The following is a 16483-nucleotide window of genomic DNA, read 5'->3' as shown; positions in this document are numbered from 1 at the left end:
CCCGGGAACATGATATCACTTATATTTTATAGTTGATGTTCAGGTATTTATAGTTGAATAATTGGCTATTCCAAAAAATATATTAAAATTTATAAATCCTCAGGCAACCCGGCTGTGCTCCCCTGCATCTAAGGGGTAAAGAGCTACCAAACGGCTCCCTTTGACTTTAGAACGAAGCTATAGAATAAACTTTTACCAGCGTGACAGAAGCAGAATTGATAACAGGATGCCAGCAGGCAGACGCGAAGGCGCAAAAGCTCTTGTATGAGCGGTTCGCATCGCAGATGTATGGCGTTTGCATGCGTTATCTGAAAAACGAGATGGATGCGGAAGACGCGCTGCTGAACGGGTTTATGAAAATCTACAAAAACATTGATCGTTTTGAGGCAAAAGGAAGCTTTGAAGGCTGGGTTCGACGCATTATGGTAAACGAGTCGCTGGCTTTTCTCCGCAAAAAGGAGCCCCTGCACATGGGCATCGACGACAGCCACATACAAGTGGCCGGCTCCGGTGCCGCCGATCAGGACCTGGCCGAGGGAGAACTGCTTGAACTGCTAAGAACCCTGCCTGCCGGTTACAGGGCCGTTTTTAACCTTTATGCAATAGAAGGTTATGGGCACAAGGAAATAGCCGATATGCTCGGGATAACCGAGGGAACATCTAAATCGCAGTTGAGCAAGGCGAGAGCCATGCTGCAGCGCAGGCTAACCGATAGCGTGGCTGTTGCAAACTAATAAAGAGGATAAAGACATGAAACCAGAAGACATAGACAAAATTTTTAAGGAGCGCCTGGGCAACAGCACGCCCACTCCTCCAGCCGATATGTGGGCCCGCCTGCAGGAGCGCATGGAAGAGGAAACGCCTGCCATGGGTGTAGTAAGGGAGCACCAGGAATCGCAACCGCAGAAAAACAGCAGCCGCCGCTTTATGTGGCTGTACTCCTCTGTGGCGGCTACCCTGTCGCTGCTGCTGGCAGTAAGTGTGGTGTTCTATAACATCAACACCGGAACACCCGAAATCAATGCCGCCCTTACCCAGCACGATCCGCAACTGGTGGAGGAGCAGCAGCCGGTGGTGAAGCCTGATGCACTGCCGAACGCAGAACTGCTGGCACAGCAAAAAGCTGAGGTAGAGCGCACTGCAGAAGCTTCAAAAGAAACTGAAAAAAATCTTGCCGCCCAGGCAACCGCCAGTCACACTTCAGCATCTAACATTACAAAGGCACCTGTTATAAAAGAGTCGCTTGCCAAAGCATCGCCAAAAGCTGTACAGCAACCCAAAATGGCCAGCGCTCCGGTTAACAAGGTTTCGAAGAAGGCAACAGCGCAGCAGGCCATTGCCGCCAACTCCACCCCGGTAGAACCAGCTACAGCAGTGTCCGCGGTTTCGGCGCCGGAACCAAAGCCAGGCACGCCAATCGCAACATCCGTTGCCAAGTCCAGTGCTAACCTGAATGCGGAACCTGTTGAGATTATCATTAAGCGTGCGGTAGCTCCTCAAACTGCCATGGCCGAGGAAACCACCACACCTGATGCGCCAAACACCAAGGTGAAGCTGGCCAAGAACATCTTTAAGCAGGTGCGTAACCTGGCTTCCGGCGAAGAGGTGGAATTATCAGCTCTGGGCATCCGCGCCGACCGGTTAGCCCTGGAAACACAGATCGGGAAACAGAAAATTTCAAAAGTGATCAATCTCTAACACTCAATATCATGAAACGGATACTACTACTCGTAATGGCCATTTGCATGGCCGCCGCTACCGGTGCGTCTGCCAACAACGGTACCACCCTTAAGCAACGCCTTCAATCAGCAGATCAGGACACCATTGTAGTGAAAATGGCAAACGGCGCCAAAATGGTTTTATACCTCGAAAATATACAGCAACTGCAGGCCTTTCAGAACTACAGCCTTGACTCCCTGATGCGCGAACTTAACAAGTATGTGGAGCGCGTGGACAAGATGGAGAACTCCAACAAAGACTCCCAGGAGATGACCGTGACCTTTAACACATCTGCCGCGCAAGACGGTAAGTCGGAGCAGGTAACGATAACCGTGCAGGAACAGGACCCTAAAACCGGCGTGGTGACGAAGGAGACCCACGAGGTTATTTTGAACAAGAACTTCAAGATAAAGGTGGACGTGGAGGAAGATGGCGGCAACACCAAGGTGAACGTGGATGTGCCCACTAAACAGGAGCGCGACAGCATTCGCATAGCCGACAAAGAAGAAAGTTACAAGCCTGTGCGCTTTGGCTTTGACATGGACCTGGGCTTCAACACCTTCACTGAAAGCGCTTCGTTACCGGATCTGAAGCCATGGGGCTCCCGCTACGTGAGCCTGAACTGGAGGGTAAATTCCCAGATTGGCGGCCGCAAAAGCCCTTTCCACATCGTGTCGGGACTTGAGTTCGCCTTTAACAATTACATGTTTGAAGATGACATTGTAGTAGGTGACGAGGATGGTCAAACTACCTTCACAGTAAGTGAAGTTAATTACGAAAAATCCAAGTTGACACACTCCTCTGTTAATGTTCCGCTAATGGCCATGCTGCAGTTCAACCGCGAAAACGGGAAAGACGGATTTACACTGGGAGCGGGTCCATTTGTAGGCTATCGCCTGGGCAGCCACTCAAAGCTCAAGTTGAACGGTGACAAAGAAAAAGACCGCGATAGCTTTAACTTAACTGACATGCAATATGGAGTGGAAGGCGTGATTGGTTACGGCAGCCTGAACATCTTTGGCAAGTATAACATAAACGAGTTGTTCGAGGAAAACAAAGGTCCAAAGACTAGTGTGGTAAGCTTCGGCCTCCGCCTGTTTATGTAAGAAATTAAAGGTGAGTAAAAAAAGGGAGCTTTAGGAGCTCCCTTTTTATTTGTTCTTTTCATCAAAAGGATATCCTAATGAAAACTACCGTACTTACTATACTTGGCTTCTTTGCCGTTTGCTACTTTAGCTACAGTTATACTTGGATGGGCTTTCTGCTGGTTGCCGGCTTTGCTTTGAGCCTTGTTTGGCTGCTACTTGTCTCCTGCATCAGGTTCTTCAGGAAGGTGCGAAACAACAAACGAATAATGCTCCCTTCCATCATCAGTGCGGTCTGTGTCATAGGAATCATAACAGGCATGACACGCCCGTATGAACCAGCTTTAAGCAGTTCAACCGAAGTAAGCGAAATGTTAGCGCATGCTTATAAAACAGATCAGGACGACCGGATGAGGCTGAAAACATACGTGGGCTTTAACAACGAGGTAAGGAGGCGGGACAACAGCAGGCTTGAGCTGGTAAAGCGGCTATACCGGAGCAACCAGATAATTAGTCCGATTGATAAATTCCACGCGGCATTCATACTTCACCACAACCCCGACAGGCAAAGTGATTTGTATGAAATAGCGGCTGATTTAGCCAGCTCGGCAGCTGCAGCGGATGTACTGAAGGATCATTACCAAGCACAATGGTTAGCCAAAGCTTCGTACGACCGGTGGATGGTGTCTTTGGGCAAACCTCAGCGGTATGCCACGCAGGACAAGTTTAGTGTAAGTATAAATGAATAATAGAGTTGATAATGCTACCATAGAAAGGGCTTCAAAAGCTACCCTTTCTATGCGTTCCGCTTAAAGTTATCGATGATGATGGCGGTTGCCGTAGCCACATTCAGCGACTCGGCCTGCCCAAAAGCTGGTATCTTGATAAGCTGATTAACCTGTGCCGCTACTTCAGAGCGAATGCCATTCGCCTCGTTTCCCAGTACCACAATGCCTTCGGGCACCAGCTGCAGTTGGTGCAGGTTTTCGCCGTTGAGGGCTGCGCCGTAAATTTTATAATTGTCTGTGTGCTGCTGCAGCCACTGCGGCAGGTCGAGGTAGTAAACCTTTGTGCGCGTGAAAGAGCCCATAGTGGCTGCAATCACTTTGGGGTTGTAAAAATCGGCACAGGCTTCGGAGCATATTATTTTATCAATGCCGTACCAGTCGGCGATGCGGATGATGGTACCCAGATTGCCGGGGTCGCGTATATCATCGAGGGCAATTACAAAATCCGCTGGGAGTAATTGCAGAGCTGGCAGCGGGCGCATGCGTGCCACCGCAAGCGCGGCGTTGTTACTGGCAAAGGAACCGGCCCGCACCAGGTCCTCTTCCTTTACCACCTCGCAGAGGGATGCTTTGGCAAGTAAGGGGGTGTGCGCCTCTTTAAAAGACTGGGTGACATACAGGTATTCCAATTCAAAGCTGTTAGATTGCAGCAGCTCCAGCACACTTTTGCCGCCCTCCACCACAAAGGCTTGGTGTTGGCTGCGGTATTTTTTTACTTGCAGGGATTTAATATACTTTACGACTGCTTTCGACAACATAGCTGTATTTCACGTTTGAGATCACGATTATACATATCTGCCCTGATTATTGCAATGTTGGGTTCGAACGCCTGCGTGCCTACCCGGTACCTGGCTCAGGACGAGAAGCTGCTGGTGAGTATTGAACCCCAGGGGCTGGAAACCATTGAACCGGCTGCCATTGAGGCACTTTACCAGCAGGAGCCCAACCGGATGGTGTTCGGTTCCACGCCGTACCTGGCCCTCTATAACTTTGGAAAGAAGTTTTACGACCCCCTCAAAATTCAGGCGAAAATCGAAAAGCAGCAGGCAAAGGCAAAACGCAGAATTGCTGAGGCAGGTGCCGACTCCCTTAAAATACAGCGCCTGCGCGAACGCTACAACAATCGCATCGAAAGCCTAAGGGAGAAAAAGAAGAACGGCAACTTTGTGATGCAGCTCGGGGAGCCGCCTGCCATCTACGACTCTACCCAGATGGAGCGGACGATGGACCAGATCGATATTTTCCTGAATTCCAAAGGCTACTTTAATCACCGAACCAGCTACAACAAAACAGTTAAAAACGACAAGCTCGTCTACATCGACATCAACATTGAGGAGAAGGCGCCATACCTTTATTCCGAATTAAACCTCAACATTGAGGATGAGCGCATCCGCCGCATCGTGGAGAGCACCCGTGAACGCTCTGAGTTGCAGCTAGGCGAGAAGTATGATGAGGAGGAACTCACCAAGGAGCGCGACAGGCTCTACCAACTGCTTAAGAACCGGGGCTATTATGATTTTGCGCGCGCCTACATTGAGTTTGAGGTAGACACCAGCTTTGCTGAAAACACGGCGCGCATCACTACAATCATACAGAGTCCGGAGCAGGACTCGGCGCACAAAGTATACACTATCAACAACGTGTACTTTAAAACAGACCCGGACCGATTTGGCATTCCGCGGGATACGCTGCTTTATAACGGCGTGGAATATGTGGCCTACGACCACAAGTATGCCATCGCTATTCTGGATAAGAAAATAGACATTTACCCGGGTCAGCGTTATAGCCAGCGCCGCACCTCCACCACTCAGCGCAAACTGGCGGACCTGGATGTATTCCAGTTCAACAACGTGCTGTACACAAAGCTAGACACACCCAACGACTCCACCTATGAGCTGAACGCTTTTATAAACGCTTTGCCCGCCAAGAAATTTCAGGAAACGGCGGAGTTGGGCATCAACTTCACCGAGCGGAAACCAGGACCATTCTCCAGCCTAAGCCTCCGGATTCGGAACGTGTTTGGAGGTGCCGAGAACCTGGATCTGGGAATACGGGGTGGCCTTGAATACCAGGTAAGCCTGGCAGATCAAAACGAGACGGTGCTGATAAAAGAGTTTGGCGCCAATGCAGCTCTCTCCTTTCCGGTGATCCTGCTGCCCTTTACCAACAAAAACCTGCTGGCCGAAAACAGCCCCCGCACCCGCATTTACGCTGGTTACACAAGCGAAAACCGCCAGGAGTACACGCGCTCCATCTACGAGTCGGGTCTGGATTATATCTGGCAGCGTGCGCGTAATCCGTTGCAGCCGCCGGTGATGCAGTTCATTTTTTCTCCGGTAAACCTAAACATTGTGCAGGGCGACATTTTGGATGATGATTTCAGAAATGCGCTGGAGAACAACAGTACGGGAAGCCGCTCGTTACTCGAAAGTTTTGACGATGGTATCATCTCCTTTGTTGGCTTTAACTTTATCTACAACACCAACGATTTTACCCAGACACGCAATGCCCGTTATTTTCGGGCGCTGGTGGAGCTCGGGGGATTGACAAAGGAACTGGGGCTGGAGCTGAATGTCAACGACCTCCGCACCTACCAGTATGCCCGCTTCAACCCCGACTACCGCCGCTACATTCCATTGGGGGGGCAGCGCTACTTTGTGTACCGCGTGAATACGGGTGTCGTCTCTCCTATCCTGGGCGGCAACATCATTCCCTATGAGAAATTCTTCTTCGGCGGCGGCGCCTCCAGTGTTCGGGCCTGGCAATCGCGTCGCTTAGGCCTGGGCTCTTATGCCCCGCTGGGTGTGGAACTGGATGCGGAGGGAAACCAGGTGATCGTGCGCGATTACAGTGTGGAGCAGCCGGGCGAAGTGCTGGTGGAGGCAAACGTCGAGTACCGCTTTAACATGTTCAGCTTTATTAACGGGGCTGTGTTTGTGGATGCGGGCAATGTGTGGCTGCTGCGCCCGGATGTAACGAAACCAGGCGCAAATTTTGAATTTGACCGGTTTTACAGGGAATTAGCCGTGGGAACCGGCTTCGGTATTCGCTTTGACCTGGCTGTACTCATACTTCGGTTCGACTTTGCCACCAAGGTGTACGACCCGGCCAATTACAAAGAGGATAAATTTGTGCTGCCTAATTTCAAACTTGCCGATTTCCTTAACCGCAACAACCAAAGCACACTTCAGATCGGCATTGGCTATCCTTTCTAAACAATCTTTCAGACCAGGAAAAACTACTGATTTATATCAATATGTAGACAATTACAGCCAACCAGAACTAAACCAGCTAAAATAAAAAGGCCCTACCGGTAAATCAGCAGGGCCTTTATTTATGAATTTCTGAATTTATACTTGCAGCTACTTTGCTTTAGTAGTTCAGCAGTTCCTCCATACTTGCCGCTACTTTATCAGCGTTCGGCAGCATCATTTTTTCAAGCTCCACATTCAGCGGAATGGCAGGCAGGTTGGCTGCCCCCAACGTATAGATCGGTGCATCTAGCTTCTGGAAGCAGTCTTTCGACAAACGTCCTGCCAGAGACTCGGCAAAAGAATTCATCAGTGGTTCCTCTGTCAGTACCAGCGCTTTGCCGTGGCGCTCCACTGATGCTCTCACCGTTTCATAATCAAGCGGGTTCAGCGTACGCAGGTCCACAATTTCAACGCTGCCCGGGAACTGTTTCGATGCCGTTTTGGACCAATACACGCCCATGCCGTAGGTGATCACCGTCATGCTGTTACCCATGCGGATTTCCTCCTCGCTGGCCTGCTGCACAATGTTCGCCTTTCCCAGTGGCAGGATATATTCTTCATCCGGCTCCACCGTTTTAGCGTCTTCGGTGCCCGCTACTTTAGACCAGTAAATGCCTTTGTGCTCCAGCATCACCACCGGGTTCGGGTCCAGAAAAGCGGCTTTCATCAATCCTTTCATGTCAGCTCCATTGCTTGGGAACACCACTTTGATGCCCCGGATGTTCAGCAGCGTCGATTCAATACTTCCGGAATGGTAGGGCCCGCCGCCGCCGTAGGCGCCAATGGGTACACGGATAACCGACTGTATCGGGAACTGTCCCTTCGACAAATAGCAACTTTTGGAAAGCTCCTCCACCAGTTGGTTGATGCCCGGCCAGATGTAATCGGCAAATTGTATCTCCACGATGGCCTTGGTTCCTACCGCCGACATACCGGCTGTTGATCCCACAATGTAGGCTTCCTGAATCGGTGTGTTGAAAACACGGGCATCGCCATACTTCTTAGCCAATAGCGCTGCTTCGCGAAAAACACCGCCCAACTCGCCCCCAACGTCCTGTCCGTAAAAGAGTGCCTCTGGGTAACTTTTCAAAATTTCGTCAACGGCATGCAGGGCAGAATCAACCATGGTTGTTTTTTCTGCGCCAGCCGGGCTGCGTTCGCCTTTTTCCGCTGTTACGGGTGTCGGTGCAAACTCATGCTGGTCAAAGGTAGCCGGGTCCGGGTTTGGGGCGTTAAGGGCTCGCTCGTAATCGGCGGCAACGGTATTCATCGCCTCCTGCTCCAACAGCTTCACTTCTTCAACTGAAAGCCCCGCCTCTTGCAGAACTTCGCGCAATTTTGGAATTGGGTCGTCCACGCTGTGCTGCTGCAGGTTATCCCCCCGGTACCACTCACGGCGTACACCGGAGGTATGGTGACCCAGCAGTGGCACCTTCGCGTGCACCAGAATAGGGCGGCGCACTTTACGCACATAGTCAATAGCCACGCGCACCCCCTCGTACGATTCTTCAAAGTCAGAACCGTTTACGCGCAGGCGCTCCATTCCCTTAAAGCCGGCAGCAAACTCGAAGGCATCCATGGCCCGCATTTCTTTGCCTGTCGCCGAAATACCCCAGTCGTTATCCTGAATCAGGTAGATGATTGGCAGGCCTTTCAGCACCGCCATTTGGAACGCCTCCGACACCTCTCCTTCGGTTACAGAGCCGTCTCCCAGCGAGCAAATGACAATTGGTTTCTCATCGCCCTCCAAGAGTCCCTGCCCTTCCAGGTAAGCCAATCCGTGGGCCATGCCTGTGGCCGGGATTGCTTGCATGCCGGTGGCAGAACTTTGGTGCGGGATGGTGGGAAAGCCCTCGCGCTTCAGGGACGGGTGCCCATAGTACGTGCGGCCGCCGCTGAACGGATCATCGGCTTTAGCCATCAGCTGCAGCATCAGTTCGTACGGCTGCAAGCCCATGCCCAGCAGCATGGAGTCGTCACGGTAGTAGAGCGAGGCGAAATCGTATGGCTTTAGTTGTAGGGCGGCAGCGAGTTGTATGGCTTCATGGCCCCGGGAGGTACTGTGCACATACTTGCTGCAGATGGCTTTGTTTTCTTCGTAGGTGTCGGCCATGGTTTTGGCCGTAATCATTAGTCGGTAAGCCTTTTTAAGCAGGTCCAGATCCAGCTTCACGGCTTCCAGCATATCTTGTGGCATATGATTTTCTAAGGTTTGGCCGAATTTACGAATTTTCAGCTTTTAAGTAAAATACAGAATGGGTTCGGCAAAGCGAGGTATAATTGGTAATTTTGATGCAATGTTCAGAAATCAATAATTTCAGACACAATAAAAATTTCTGCAAGCTTACCTCTTCTGTACTGTTGTGCTACTGTTTCGGGTAGAAGTCCGTCTTGTGTCTATCGTTTAAAAGCTAACGTTTATAACAAATGTTTAGAGAAAAAGTGGAGGCGTTTATGCGCCAGTTCCAGGCTGACCTTTGCCATGCCCTTGAAACCTGCGACGGCGGCGCTACCTTCAGCACAGATGTGTGGCAGCACGAAACAGGCGGCGGCGGCAACTCCCGTGTGATACAGGGCGGTAATGTGCTGGAAAAGGGCGGCGTAAACTTTTCGGCGGTGCAGGGCGAGCTTTCCCCGGCTTTTCTAAAGATGCTGCAGATGCCGGACCCGGCCTACTTCGCGACGGGCGTATCGGTGGTGATGCACCCGCACAGCCCAATGGTACCCATCACCCACATGAACGTGCGCTACTTTGAGGCAGGAAACGGACAAGCCTGGTTTGGTGGTGGCATCGACCTTACACCTATTTACCTGGATGTAAAGCAGGCGCGCGAATTTCATGAGCAGATGAAGGCCGTGTGCGACAAGCACCACCCCAGCTACTATCCTGAGTTTAAGAAATGGGCGGATGAGTACTTTTACAACGAGCACCGTGAAGAAACGCGCGGCGTAGGCGGTATTTTCTTCGACAGACTCTCGGCAACGGATGAGATTACTATGGAGGACCGTTTGGCCTTCGTGCATGATGTGGCCTATGCCTTTGCACCATTTTACACACGCATCATGAACCAGAACCGTGACCTGTCTTACGGAGAGCGCGAGAAGCAGTGGCAGCTCATGCGCCGGGGTCGCTACGTGGAGTTTAACCTGGTATATGACCGCGGCACCAAGTTCGGGTTGCTGACGAAAGGGCGCATTGAATCCATTCTGATGAGTTTGCCAACGCACGCCTCCTGGCTTTATAACTTTACGCCGGAGGCAGGCAGCCTGGAGGAGCAAACTCAGCTGCACCTTAAAAAAGAGATTGACTGGCTTAACGCTGGAAAGTAATGCTGGAGAAACTGGAGCAGCTCGATAGGGAAGCATTCCTGTACCTGAACGACATGCACAGCCCCTTCTGGGACACGGTGATGATTTTCATGTCTGAAAAGCTGGTGTGGATTCCTTTTTACCTGGCCTTGATCGGTTATTTAGTCTGGCGCTACCGCCGGCAAAGTATCCCGATGCTCCTACTGGTGGTTATTGCCATTGGCTTGTCTGACTTTATAGCATCTGGTATTATGAAGCCCTACTTCATGCGGCTTCGCCCCTGCCACGATGCCTCCCTTTCAGAATTTATAAATATTGTAGAGGGATGCGGCGGCCGTTTCGGGTTTATTTCCTCGCATGCTGCCAATACGTTTGCACTGGCTGTTTTCTTCAACCTTATCCTCTCCGACCGGTATTTTATCTTCAAGGTTATACTTATAGTATGGGCTGTTGTTGTGACCTATAGCCGTATTTACCTAGGGGTGCATTTTCCGGGCGATGTGCTGCTGGGGGCGCTATTGGGTTCTTGCATGGCTTATATCTGCGCGCTGGCCTACCCGGTTCTGGTGAACAAATACCCTTACTTCCGGCGTTAAACCTTTACACGAAACTGTTGTTTCAATCACAACTCAACAGCACACAGGTTTGCCTAAATCTAATTACTTTTTTATACTTCTTCTGGGGCTGCTCTTTGTGGTGCCTCCTGCGGTGGCGCAGCAACTCCACACCCTCTCGGGGCGCGTGCTGGATGCCAACTCCGGCGAAACGCTGGCGGGTGCCGCTGTCTCTCTTAAGGAAAGCCCCAGCGCCGGTGCGGTAACGGATGCAGCCGGCAGGTATAGCTTTGTGGCCCCGACTGGAAGGTACACCCTTGTCTCCCGCTCCATTGGCTACGATGCAAAGGAGCAGCCGCTGCAGCTGACAAAAAATACGTTTCTCGACATCACCCTGAGCCCTACAGCTTACGACGTGCAGGAAGTGCAGATTACAGCTGAGCGCCAGCCCCCGATGAAGGAAACGGCAGTGATGGGGCAACTGGAATTACCGCTGGAGACTATTAAGACGCTGCCAGTTCTTTTTGGGGAAGTAGACATCATGCGGACGGTGCAACTACTGCCCGGTGTAAAATCGGCGGGAGAAGGCAGTACGGGTTTTTATGTTCGCGGTGGCGGGGCAGACCAAAACCTGGTGCTGCTCGACCAGGCTACGGTGTATAACCCCGGCCACCTCTTCAATTTCTTCTCAGTCTTTAACAGCGATGCCATCGGCAACACTACCCTCATTAAAGGCAACATGCCCGCCCGCTACGGTGGCCGCCTCTCCTCGGTACTGGATATTGGCATGAAGGAAGGTGATTACTCTAATTTCAGGGCTGATGGCGGCATTGGGCTCATTGCGTCACGGCTTTCCCTGCAAGGGCCGATTGTGGAAGACAAAGCCTCGTTTATACTTTCCGGCCGGCGCACATACGTGGATGTGCTGCTGAATCCCTTTCTCCAAAATACAGAACAAGGCGGAGTCCCCTACCACTTCTATGATGTGAACGGCAAACTTAGCTTCCGGGCTTCAGATAAAGACAAGTTGTCGCTGAGCGGCTACTACGGGCGTGATGTAGGAGCGTTTACCCTATCCGACGGCCGCTTCACCTCGGAGTTTTTTTGGGGAAACAACAGCGCCACTGCCCGCTGGGACCATGCCTTTTCAGATAAGCTGGAGATGGATGTTTCGGCAATTATGAGCAACTATGATTTCCAGTTCACTGGAAACTTCGCCGGCTTCAGCACGATTTTGAAAACAGGAATAAGCGATTACAGCACGCAGGTAAATTTCAACTACAAGCCGAACGTAAGGCACCACCTGCAGTATGGGATGCAGTACACGTACCACATTCTGCGCCCCCGCACCGGCGAAGCAGCGGGCGATGCGGGAGAAACCTTTGGCACCGACCGCATCCGAAACAAGTATGGGCACGAAGCAGCCATCTACCTTTCGGATGATTTTTACGTGACAGACAAACTGCTGCTAAGTCTGGGGCTCCGGCACAGCTATTTTGGCCAAACGGGTCCCTTCACGCTGTATCAGTTTAATGAGAACCAGGTTGTAACCGGCTCCACCAACTATGGCTCCGGCGAGAGCGTAGCTTCTTACCGTTCATGGGAGCCACGTGTGTCGCTTAATTATGAGCTGAGCAATAACGCTGCCCTTAAAGCCGCTTTTACAAAATCGGCCCAATACCTGCACCTGGTCTCCAACGCCTATACCACCCTGCCGCTGGATGTGTGGGTGCCAAGTTCTGCCCTGGTGGAGCCGCAATTTTCCACCCAGTATGCCATAGGGTATTTCCGAAGTATGAAAGACAACCAGTACGAAGGCTCAGTGGAGGTGTATTACAAAGACCTGGAGAACCAGCTGGAGTACCGAGAGGGGTTTTCTCCAGGCCCCAGCAACCGCGACCTGGAGTATGAGTTTGTATCCGGCAAGGGAAAGTCTTATGGTGTGGAGCTTTTTCTGCGCAAGAACTACGGAAGCCTGCAGGGTTGGATGGGCTACACCCTTTCCCGCACCACCCGCAACTTCCCCCAGCTGAACGAGGGCAACACCTTCCCTGCCCGCTACGACAGGCGGCACGATCTCTCGCTGGTGGGCAGCTACAAGTATAACGACCGCTGGACTTTTGGCGGAAGCTTTGTCTATGGCACCGGCGAGGCGACAACTATGCCTGAGCGGCGCTATTTCCTGGAGGGCACGGTAAATTACCGGTACGGCGACCGCAACAGTTTCCGGATGGAGCCCACGCACCGGCTCGACCTGTCGGCGACGTTGGAGGGAAAGAAATGGAAAAACATTGAGAACAGCTGGACCTTCTCCGTTTACAACGTGTACGGGCGCAAAAATCCTTACCTCTATTACATTGATAACGAGGGCGACGCCTTTGACTCCAGCGTGAAGCTGCAGGCGAAAAAAGTATCGATTGTGCCGTTCCCGCTGCCCTCTGTTACACTTAACTTTAGCTGGAAATAAACTATGGGAAAGCTGACCGTTATACTTGCCTTTCTTTGCAGCAGCGTTCTCTTTAGCTGTGAGGAAAACATCACCATCGACTTGCCCGAAGGAAAGCCGGAACTGGTGGTGGAAGGGCACATTGAGCAGGACGCACCGCCGATCATCATTCTTACCCGTACCGCACCGGTTTTTGCCGAGGTGTCATTACAGAACCTGCAGGATAGCTTTGTGCACGACGCGCAGGTGACGGTGAGTTCCGGCGGTCAATCGTATAAGTTGGATGAAGTGCCCTCCACAGAGTTCTCCAATGAGCTGAAGCAGGCCCTGTCGGTGCAGTTTGGTGTGCGGCCGGAGCTTCTGTCCCTGGGCGGGGGATTCACTTTTTACATTTATACCTCGGATGAGCTGAAAGGGGAAACCGGGAAGTCCTACCAACTAGAAATTACGCACGAGGAAGCGAGACTAAGTGCGACTACAACCATCCCGCATCTGAACCCTATCGACTCGCTCTGGGCAGGACCGCATCCGCTGCCTGAGCAGGACAGCCTGCGCATATTATACTACCGTTACAATGACCCGGATACGTTGGGCAACAGCGTGCGCTATTTCACCAGGCGCAACAGCGAGCCTTTCTATGCCGGCCTTTTCACGTCCGTTTTCAACGACGAATTCATCAACGGGTCCACGATCGATTACCCCCTGGACCGGGGAGAACCCAAGGGTCAGGCAGCGATAAACGAGGACCTGTACAGTTACTTTGGTGTAGGCGATACCGTGACGGTGCGCTGGGCAGCCATCGATCTGCCGCATTACCGCTTCTGGTATACTTTGGAAAACGAACAGAACAGCAACGGCAGTCCCATTGGCTCACCCAACATCACACGGTCCAACATTAAAGGCGGGCTGGGCATCTGGGGCGGCTATGGTGTTACCTATCACACGATCATCATCAAATAGATTTTTATGTAGCGCCTTTGGGCGGGTAATTGCTACATAGCGGCGAAATGGTAGCCGCAGTTAAAGCAATATTTAGCGCTTACCGGGTGCCCCTCCTGGTGGCAATTGGGGCATAAACGGGTTTCTGCCGTTTTCCGTGCTGTGCGCGACATCTCCACTGTTACAATTCCTGTCGGCACGGCGATAATACCGTAGCCCATGATCATGACAAAGCTTGCCAGTATCTGGCCAAGTGGGGTGGCAGGGGCAATATCTCCGTAGCCAACGGTGGTGAGGGTAACTATTGCCCAATAAATGCTCTTTGGTATACTGGTAAAGCCGCTTGCCTCCCCCTCTACGATGTACATGATGGACCCAATGATAACTACCAGGAGTAGCACTGTGCCTATAAACACGGCTATTTTTGTAAAACTGGCTCGTAGCGCGTTTGATAACTGCTTCCCTTCGTTGATGAAGTGCGTCAGTTTAAAGATGCGGGCAATACGCAGCAGGCGCAGCACTCGTATTACCAGCAGGTACTGTGAGCCCATAATCACTAGACTGAGATAGGTTGGGATAATGGAAATCAGATCGACAATGCCAAAGAAGGAGAAAATATACTTCAGTGGCTTGGGTGTGCTGTAAATCCGGAGGAGGTACTCAATGGTAAACAGTATTGTGAATATCCACTCCAAAGTAATGAACTGCTGCAGGTACTGCCGCCTCAGTTCCTTTACGCTCTCCAGTGAAACCACCAGCACACTGGAAATAATCAGAAGCAGCAACAGGATATCAAAGGCTTTGCCCAATGGCGTATGGGCCTCAAAAATCACTTTGTACAGTCTTCGTTTAAGCGGGCTGGATGGAGTCATTCGGAATAAAATTGCTTTAGTTTCACTGGCTTACGCAAGCAGAAACTTTAAATCTAATGCGACTACCTAAACAACCGGTTTACAGTACCGTTGCCTACAACTTTAATAAGTTGAAACAACCTGAACAGAATCGCGCCTGAGCTTTGCACTTAAATAGCTGCCTATACGTCGCTCATAAGCCTTTATTTGTGCTTCGCGAAGTTTTTGTGCCGTCTCTCTGTTTCTGGCGCTCATCTTTGCTGTCGCCTCCGGTGCTTCGGCCTTTTCCCAGTCCAGCATCACCAGGGTAATGGTATCTGGCTTGGCTGGGTTGGAGGTGGTTATCATGTCTCCCACCTGCACCCGCTGTATCTCCGGGAACAGCAGCTTTAAGTCCTGTGTGGCAGCACCTGAGCTGTACAGCGCTTTTTGCCTGCGCAAACTGTCTGAGCGCTGTTCCTGTATTTTCTGCAGCTCCATGGTCTTCAGCATGTCTTGGGTCAGGTTGTGCGTTATATCATAGGCGATCTGCTCTACCTCCTCCGGTGACACATCTAGTTGCACCAGCTTTACTCTGTACTTTGGCAGGCTATTCTCCTGCAGCACGCTATTGTACTGCTGCACCAGTTGCTCATCCACCTGCTTGCCTACACTGTATATTTTGATGTATTTGAGGGAGTCATTGTCCTGCACCTCCCATTTCAGCACTTCATTGTTACGGCTGATGAAGTCGGCGATCACCAGGCTCTCAATTTGTTTTTTCGTCTTCACGCCTATGTATACATTGTAAAGGAAGTATACGCTCGGAAGCAGCACGATTACCAGCATCACCACCATGATGCGCGCCACCCGCTGTTGCTTTGCCTTGTCAACATAGTCTTTGGTATGGAAGTGAAGGTACTTCACGATCATATAGGTAGAGAGACTGATGAAAACAGCGTTTATGAAGAACAGGTAAAAGCCACCGAAAAAGAAATCCATCCTTCCCACAGCCAGGCCATAGCCCGCGGTACAGAGCGGGGGCATTAAAGCGGTGGCGATGGCAACCCCTGGAATGGCATTTGACCTGTCGGAGCGGGAGATGGAGATAATGCCGGCTACGCCACCAAAAATAGCCACCAGCACATCCAGTAAGGTAGGTTGGGTGCGCGCCAGTAGCTCGTTCGTCGGCTCGCCAAGCGGTGTGATGCTGAAGTAGAAGGTGCTCACCACCAAACCGGCAGCGGCCGCAAGGGCCAGGTTCTTTAAGGAGTCGACCAGCATCTCGCGGTCGTTGATGCCAACTGACAGTCCTACGCCAAGTATGGGCGACATGAGCGGAGAGATAAGCATGGCGCCGATAATCACCGCGCCTGAGCCGGTATCGAGGCCGATGGAGGCGAGCATAGCCGAGCAAATCAGCATCCAGGTGTTGTTTCCCCTGATAGGGATTTTATCGTTTATCTCCCGGATGGTGCCCGGCTCATCCGTTTGATGTTGAATGTTAAAGACGTTACTCAGTAGCTTTCTGAAGGCTCGAAACAGCATGATTGAATAAG

General features: G+C 51.5%; 13 protein-coding genes. 9 read left to right on the top strand and 4 right to left on the bottom strand.

What is annotated here, in order from left to right; translation table 11 throughout:
* Positions 1-200: 200 nt before the first annotated feature.
* The 4 genes from A0W33_RS18860 to A0W33_RS18845 all read left to right on the top strand — a co-directional run bounded on the left by A0W33_RS18860 (position 201) and on the right by A0W33_RS18845 (position 3553).
* Positions 201-734 (top strand): RNA polymerase sigma factor, encoded by a 534-nt coding sequence (locus tag A0W33_RS18860; RefSeq protein ID WP_068839637.1) that lies wholly within the window; start codon positions 201-203, stop codon positions 732-734.
* A 16-nt stretch (positions 735-750) separates the two neighbouring features.
* On the top strand, positions 751-1698 hold the full coding sequence (locus tag A0W33_RS18855; RefSeq protein WP_068839636.1) for a hypothetical protein: 948 nt from the start codon (positions 751-753) through the stop codon (positions 1696-1698).
* Between the two features lie 11 nt (positions 1699-1709).
* A complete protein-coding gene (locus A0W33_RS18850; RefSeq protein ID WP_068839635.1) occupies positions 1710-2825 on the top strand; it encodes an outer membrane beta-barrel protein in 1116 nt (371 codons plus the stop codon).
* 77 nt (positions 2826-2902) lie between these two features.
* Positions 2903-3553 (top strand): hypothetical protein, encoded by a 651-nt coding sequence (locus A0W33_RS18845; protein WP_139237084.1) that lies wholly within the window; start codon positions 2903-2905, stop codon positions 3551-3553.
* Between the two features lie 47 nt (positions 3554-3600).
* Here A0W33_RS18845 and A0W33_RS18840 read toward each other — a convergent pair whose 3' ends face one another.
* A complete protein-coding gene (locus A0W33_RS18840) occupies positions 3601-4350 on the bottom strand; it encodes a TrmH family RNA methyltransferase (RefSeq protein WP_068839633.1) in 750 nt (249 codons plus the stop codon).
* Positions 4351-4365: 15 nt separating this feature from the next.
* On the opposite strand from A0W33_RS18840, the gene tamL reads away from it, so the two are divergent.
* Complete coding sequence (tamL, locus tag A0W33_RS18835) at positions 4366-6807, top strand: translocation and assembly module lipoprotein TamL (protein ID WP_068839632.1); 2442 nt, start codon at positions 4366-4368, stop codon at positions 6805-6807.
* A 157-nt stretch (positions 6808-6964) separates the two neighbouring features.
* Here the strand turns inward: tamL and A0W33_RS18830 are convergent, their stop codons facing one another.
* Complete coding sequence (locus A0W33_RS18830; RefSeq protein WP_068839631.1) at positions 6965-9043, bottom strand: alpha-ketoacid dehydrogenase subunit alpha/beta; 2079 nt, start codon at positions 9041-9043, stop codon at positions 6965-6967.
* Positions 9044-9273: 230 nt separating this feature from the next.
* On the opposite strand from A0W33_RS18830, the gene hemF reads away from it, so the two are divergent.
* From hemF to A0W33_RS18810, 4 genes are read left to right on the top strand one after another with little or no spacing between them, the layout of a single operon-like run.
* Entirely contained in the window at positions 9274-10176 is a 903-nt protein-coding gene (hemF, locus tag A0W33_RS18825) for an oxygen-dependent coproporphyrinogen oxidase (protein WP_068839630.1), read from the top strand.
* Entirely contained in the window at positions 10176-10751 is a 576-nt protein-coding gene (locus tag A0W33_RS18820; protein ID WP_068839629.1) for a phosphatase PAP2 family protein, read from the top strand. The genes hemF and A0W33_RS18820 overlap by 1 nt, the downstream gene beginning before the upstream one ends.
* Positions 10752-10800: 49 nt before the next feature.
* Complete coding sequence (locus A0W33_RS18815; protein WP_082815303.1) at positions 10801-13176, top strand: TonB-dependent receptor; 2376 nt, start codon at positions 10801-10803, stop codon at positions 13174-13176.
* Positions 13177-13179: 3 nt separating this feature from the next.
* Complete coding sequence (locus tag A0W33_RS18810; RefSeq protein ID WP_068839628.1) at positions 13180-14115, top strand: DUF4249 family protein; 936 nt, start codon at positions 13180-13182, stop codon at positions 14113-14115.
* A 32-nt stretch (positions 14116-14147) separates the two neighbouring features.
* On the opposite strand, the gene A0W33_RS18805 is transcribed toward A0W33_RS18810, so the two are convergent.
* Positions 14148-14966 (bottom strand): ion transporter, encoded by an 819-nt coding sequence (locus A0W33_RS18805; protein ID WP_068839627.1) that lies wholly within the window; start codon positions 14964-14966, stop codon positions 14148-14150.
* A 102-nt stretch (positions 14967-15068) separates the two neighbouring features.
* Positions 15069-16472 (bottom strand): TIGR00341 family protein, encoded by a 1404-nt coding sequence (locus tag A0W33_RS18800; RefSeq protein ID WP_068839626.1) that lies wholly within the window; start codon positions 16470-16472, stop codon positions 15069-15071.
* Between the last annotated feature and the right edge of the window lie 11 nt (positions 16473-16483).

Source organism: Pontibacter akesuensis (assembly GCF_001611675.1).
In the GTDB taxonomy this organism is placed as follows: domain Bacteria; phylum Bacteroidota; class Bacteroidia; order Cytophagales; family Hymenobacteraceae; genus Pontibacter; species Pontibacter akesuensis.
This window is presented reverse-complemented; position numbering and strand designations above follow the sequence as displayed.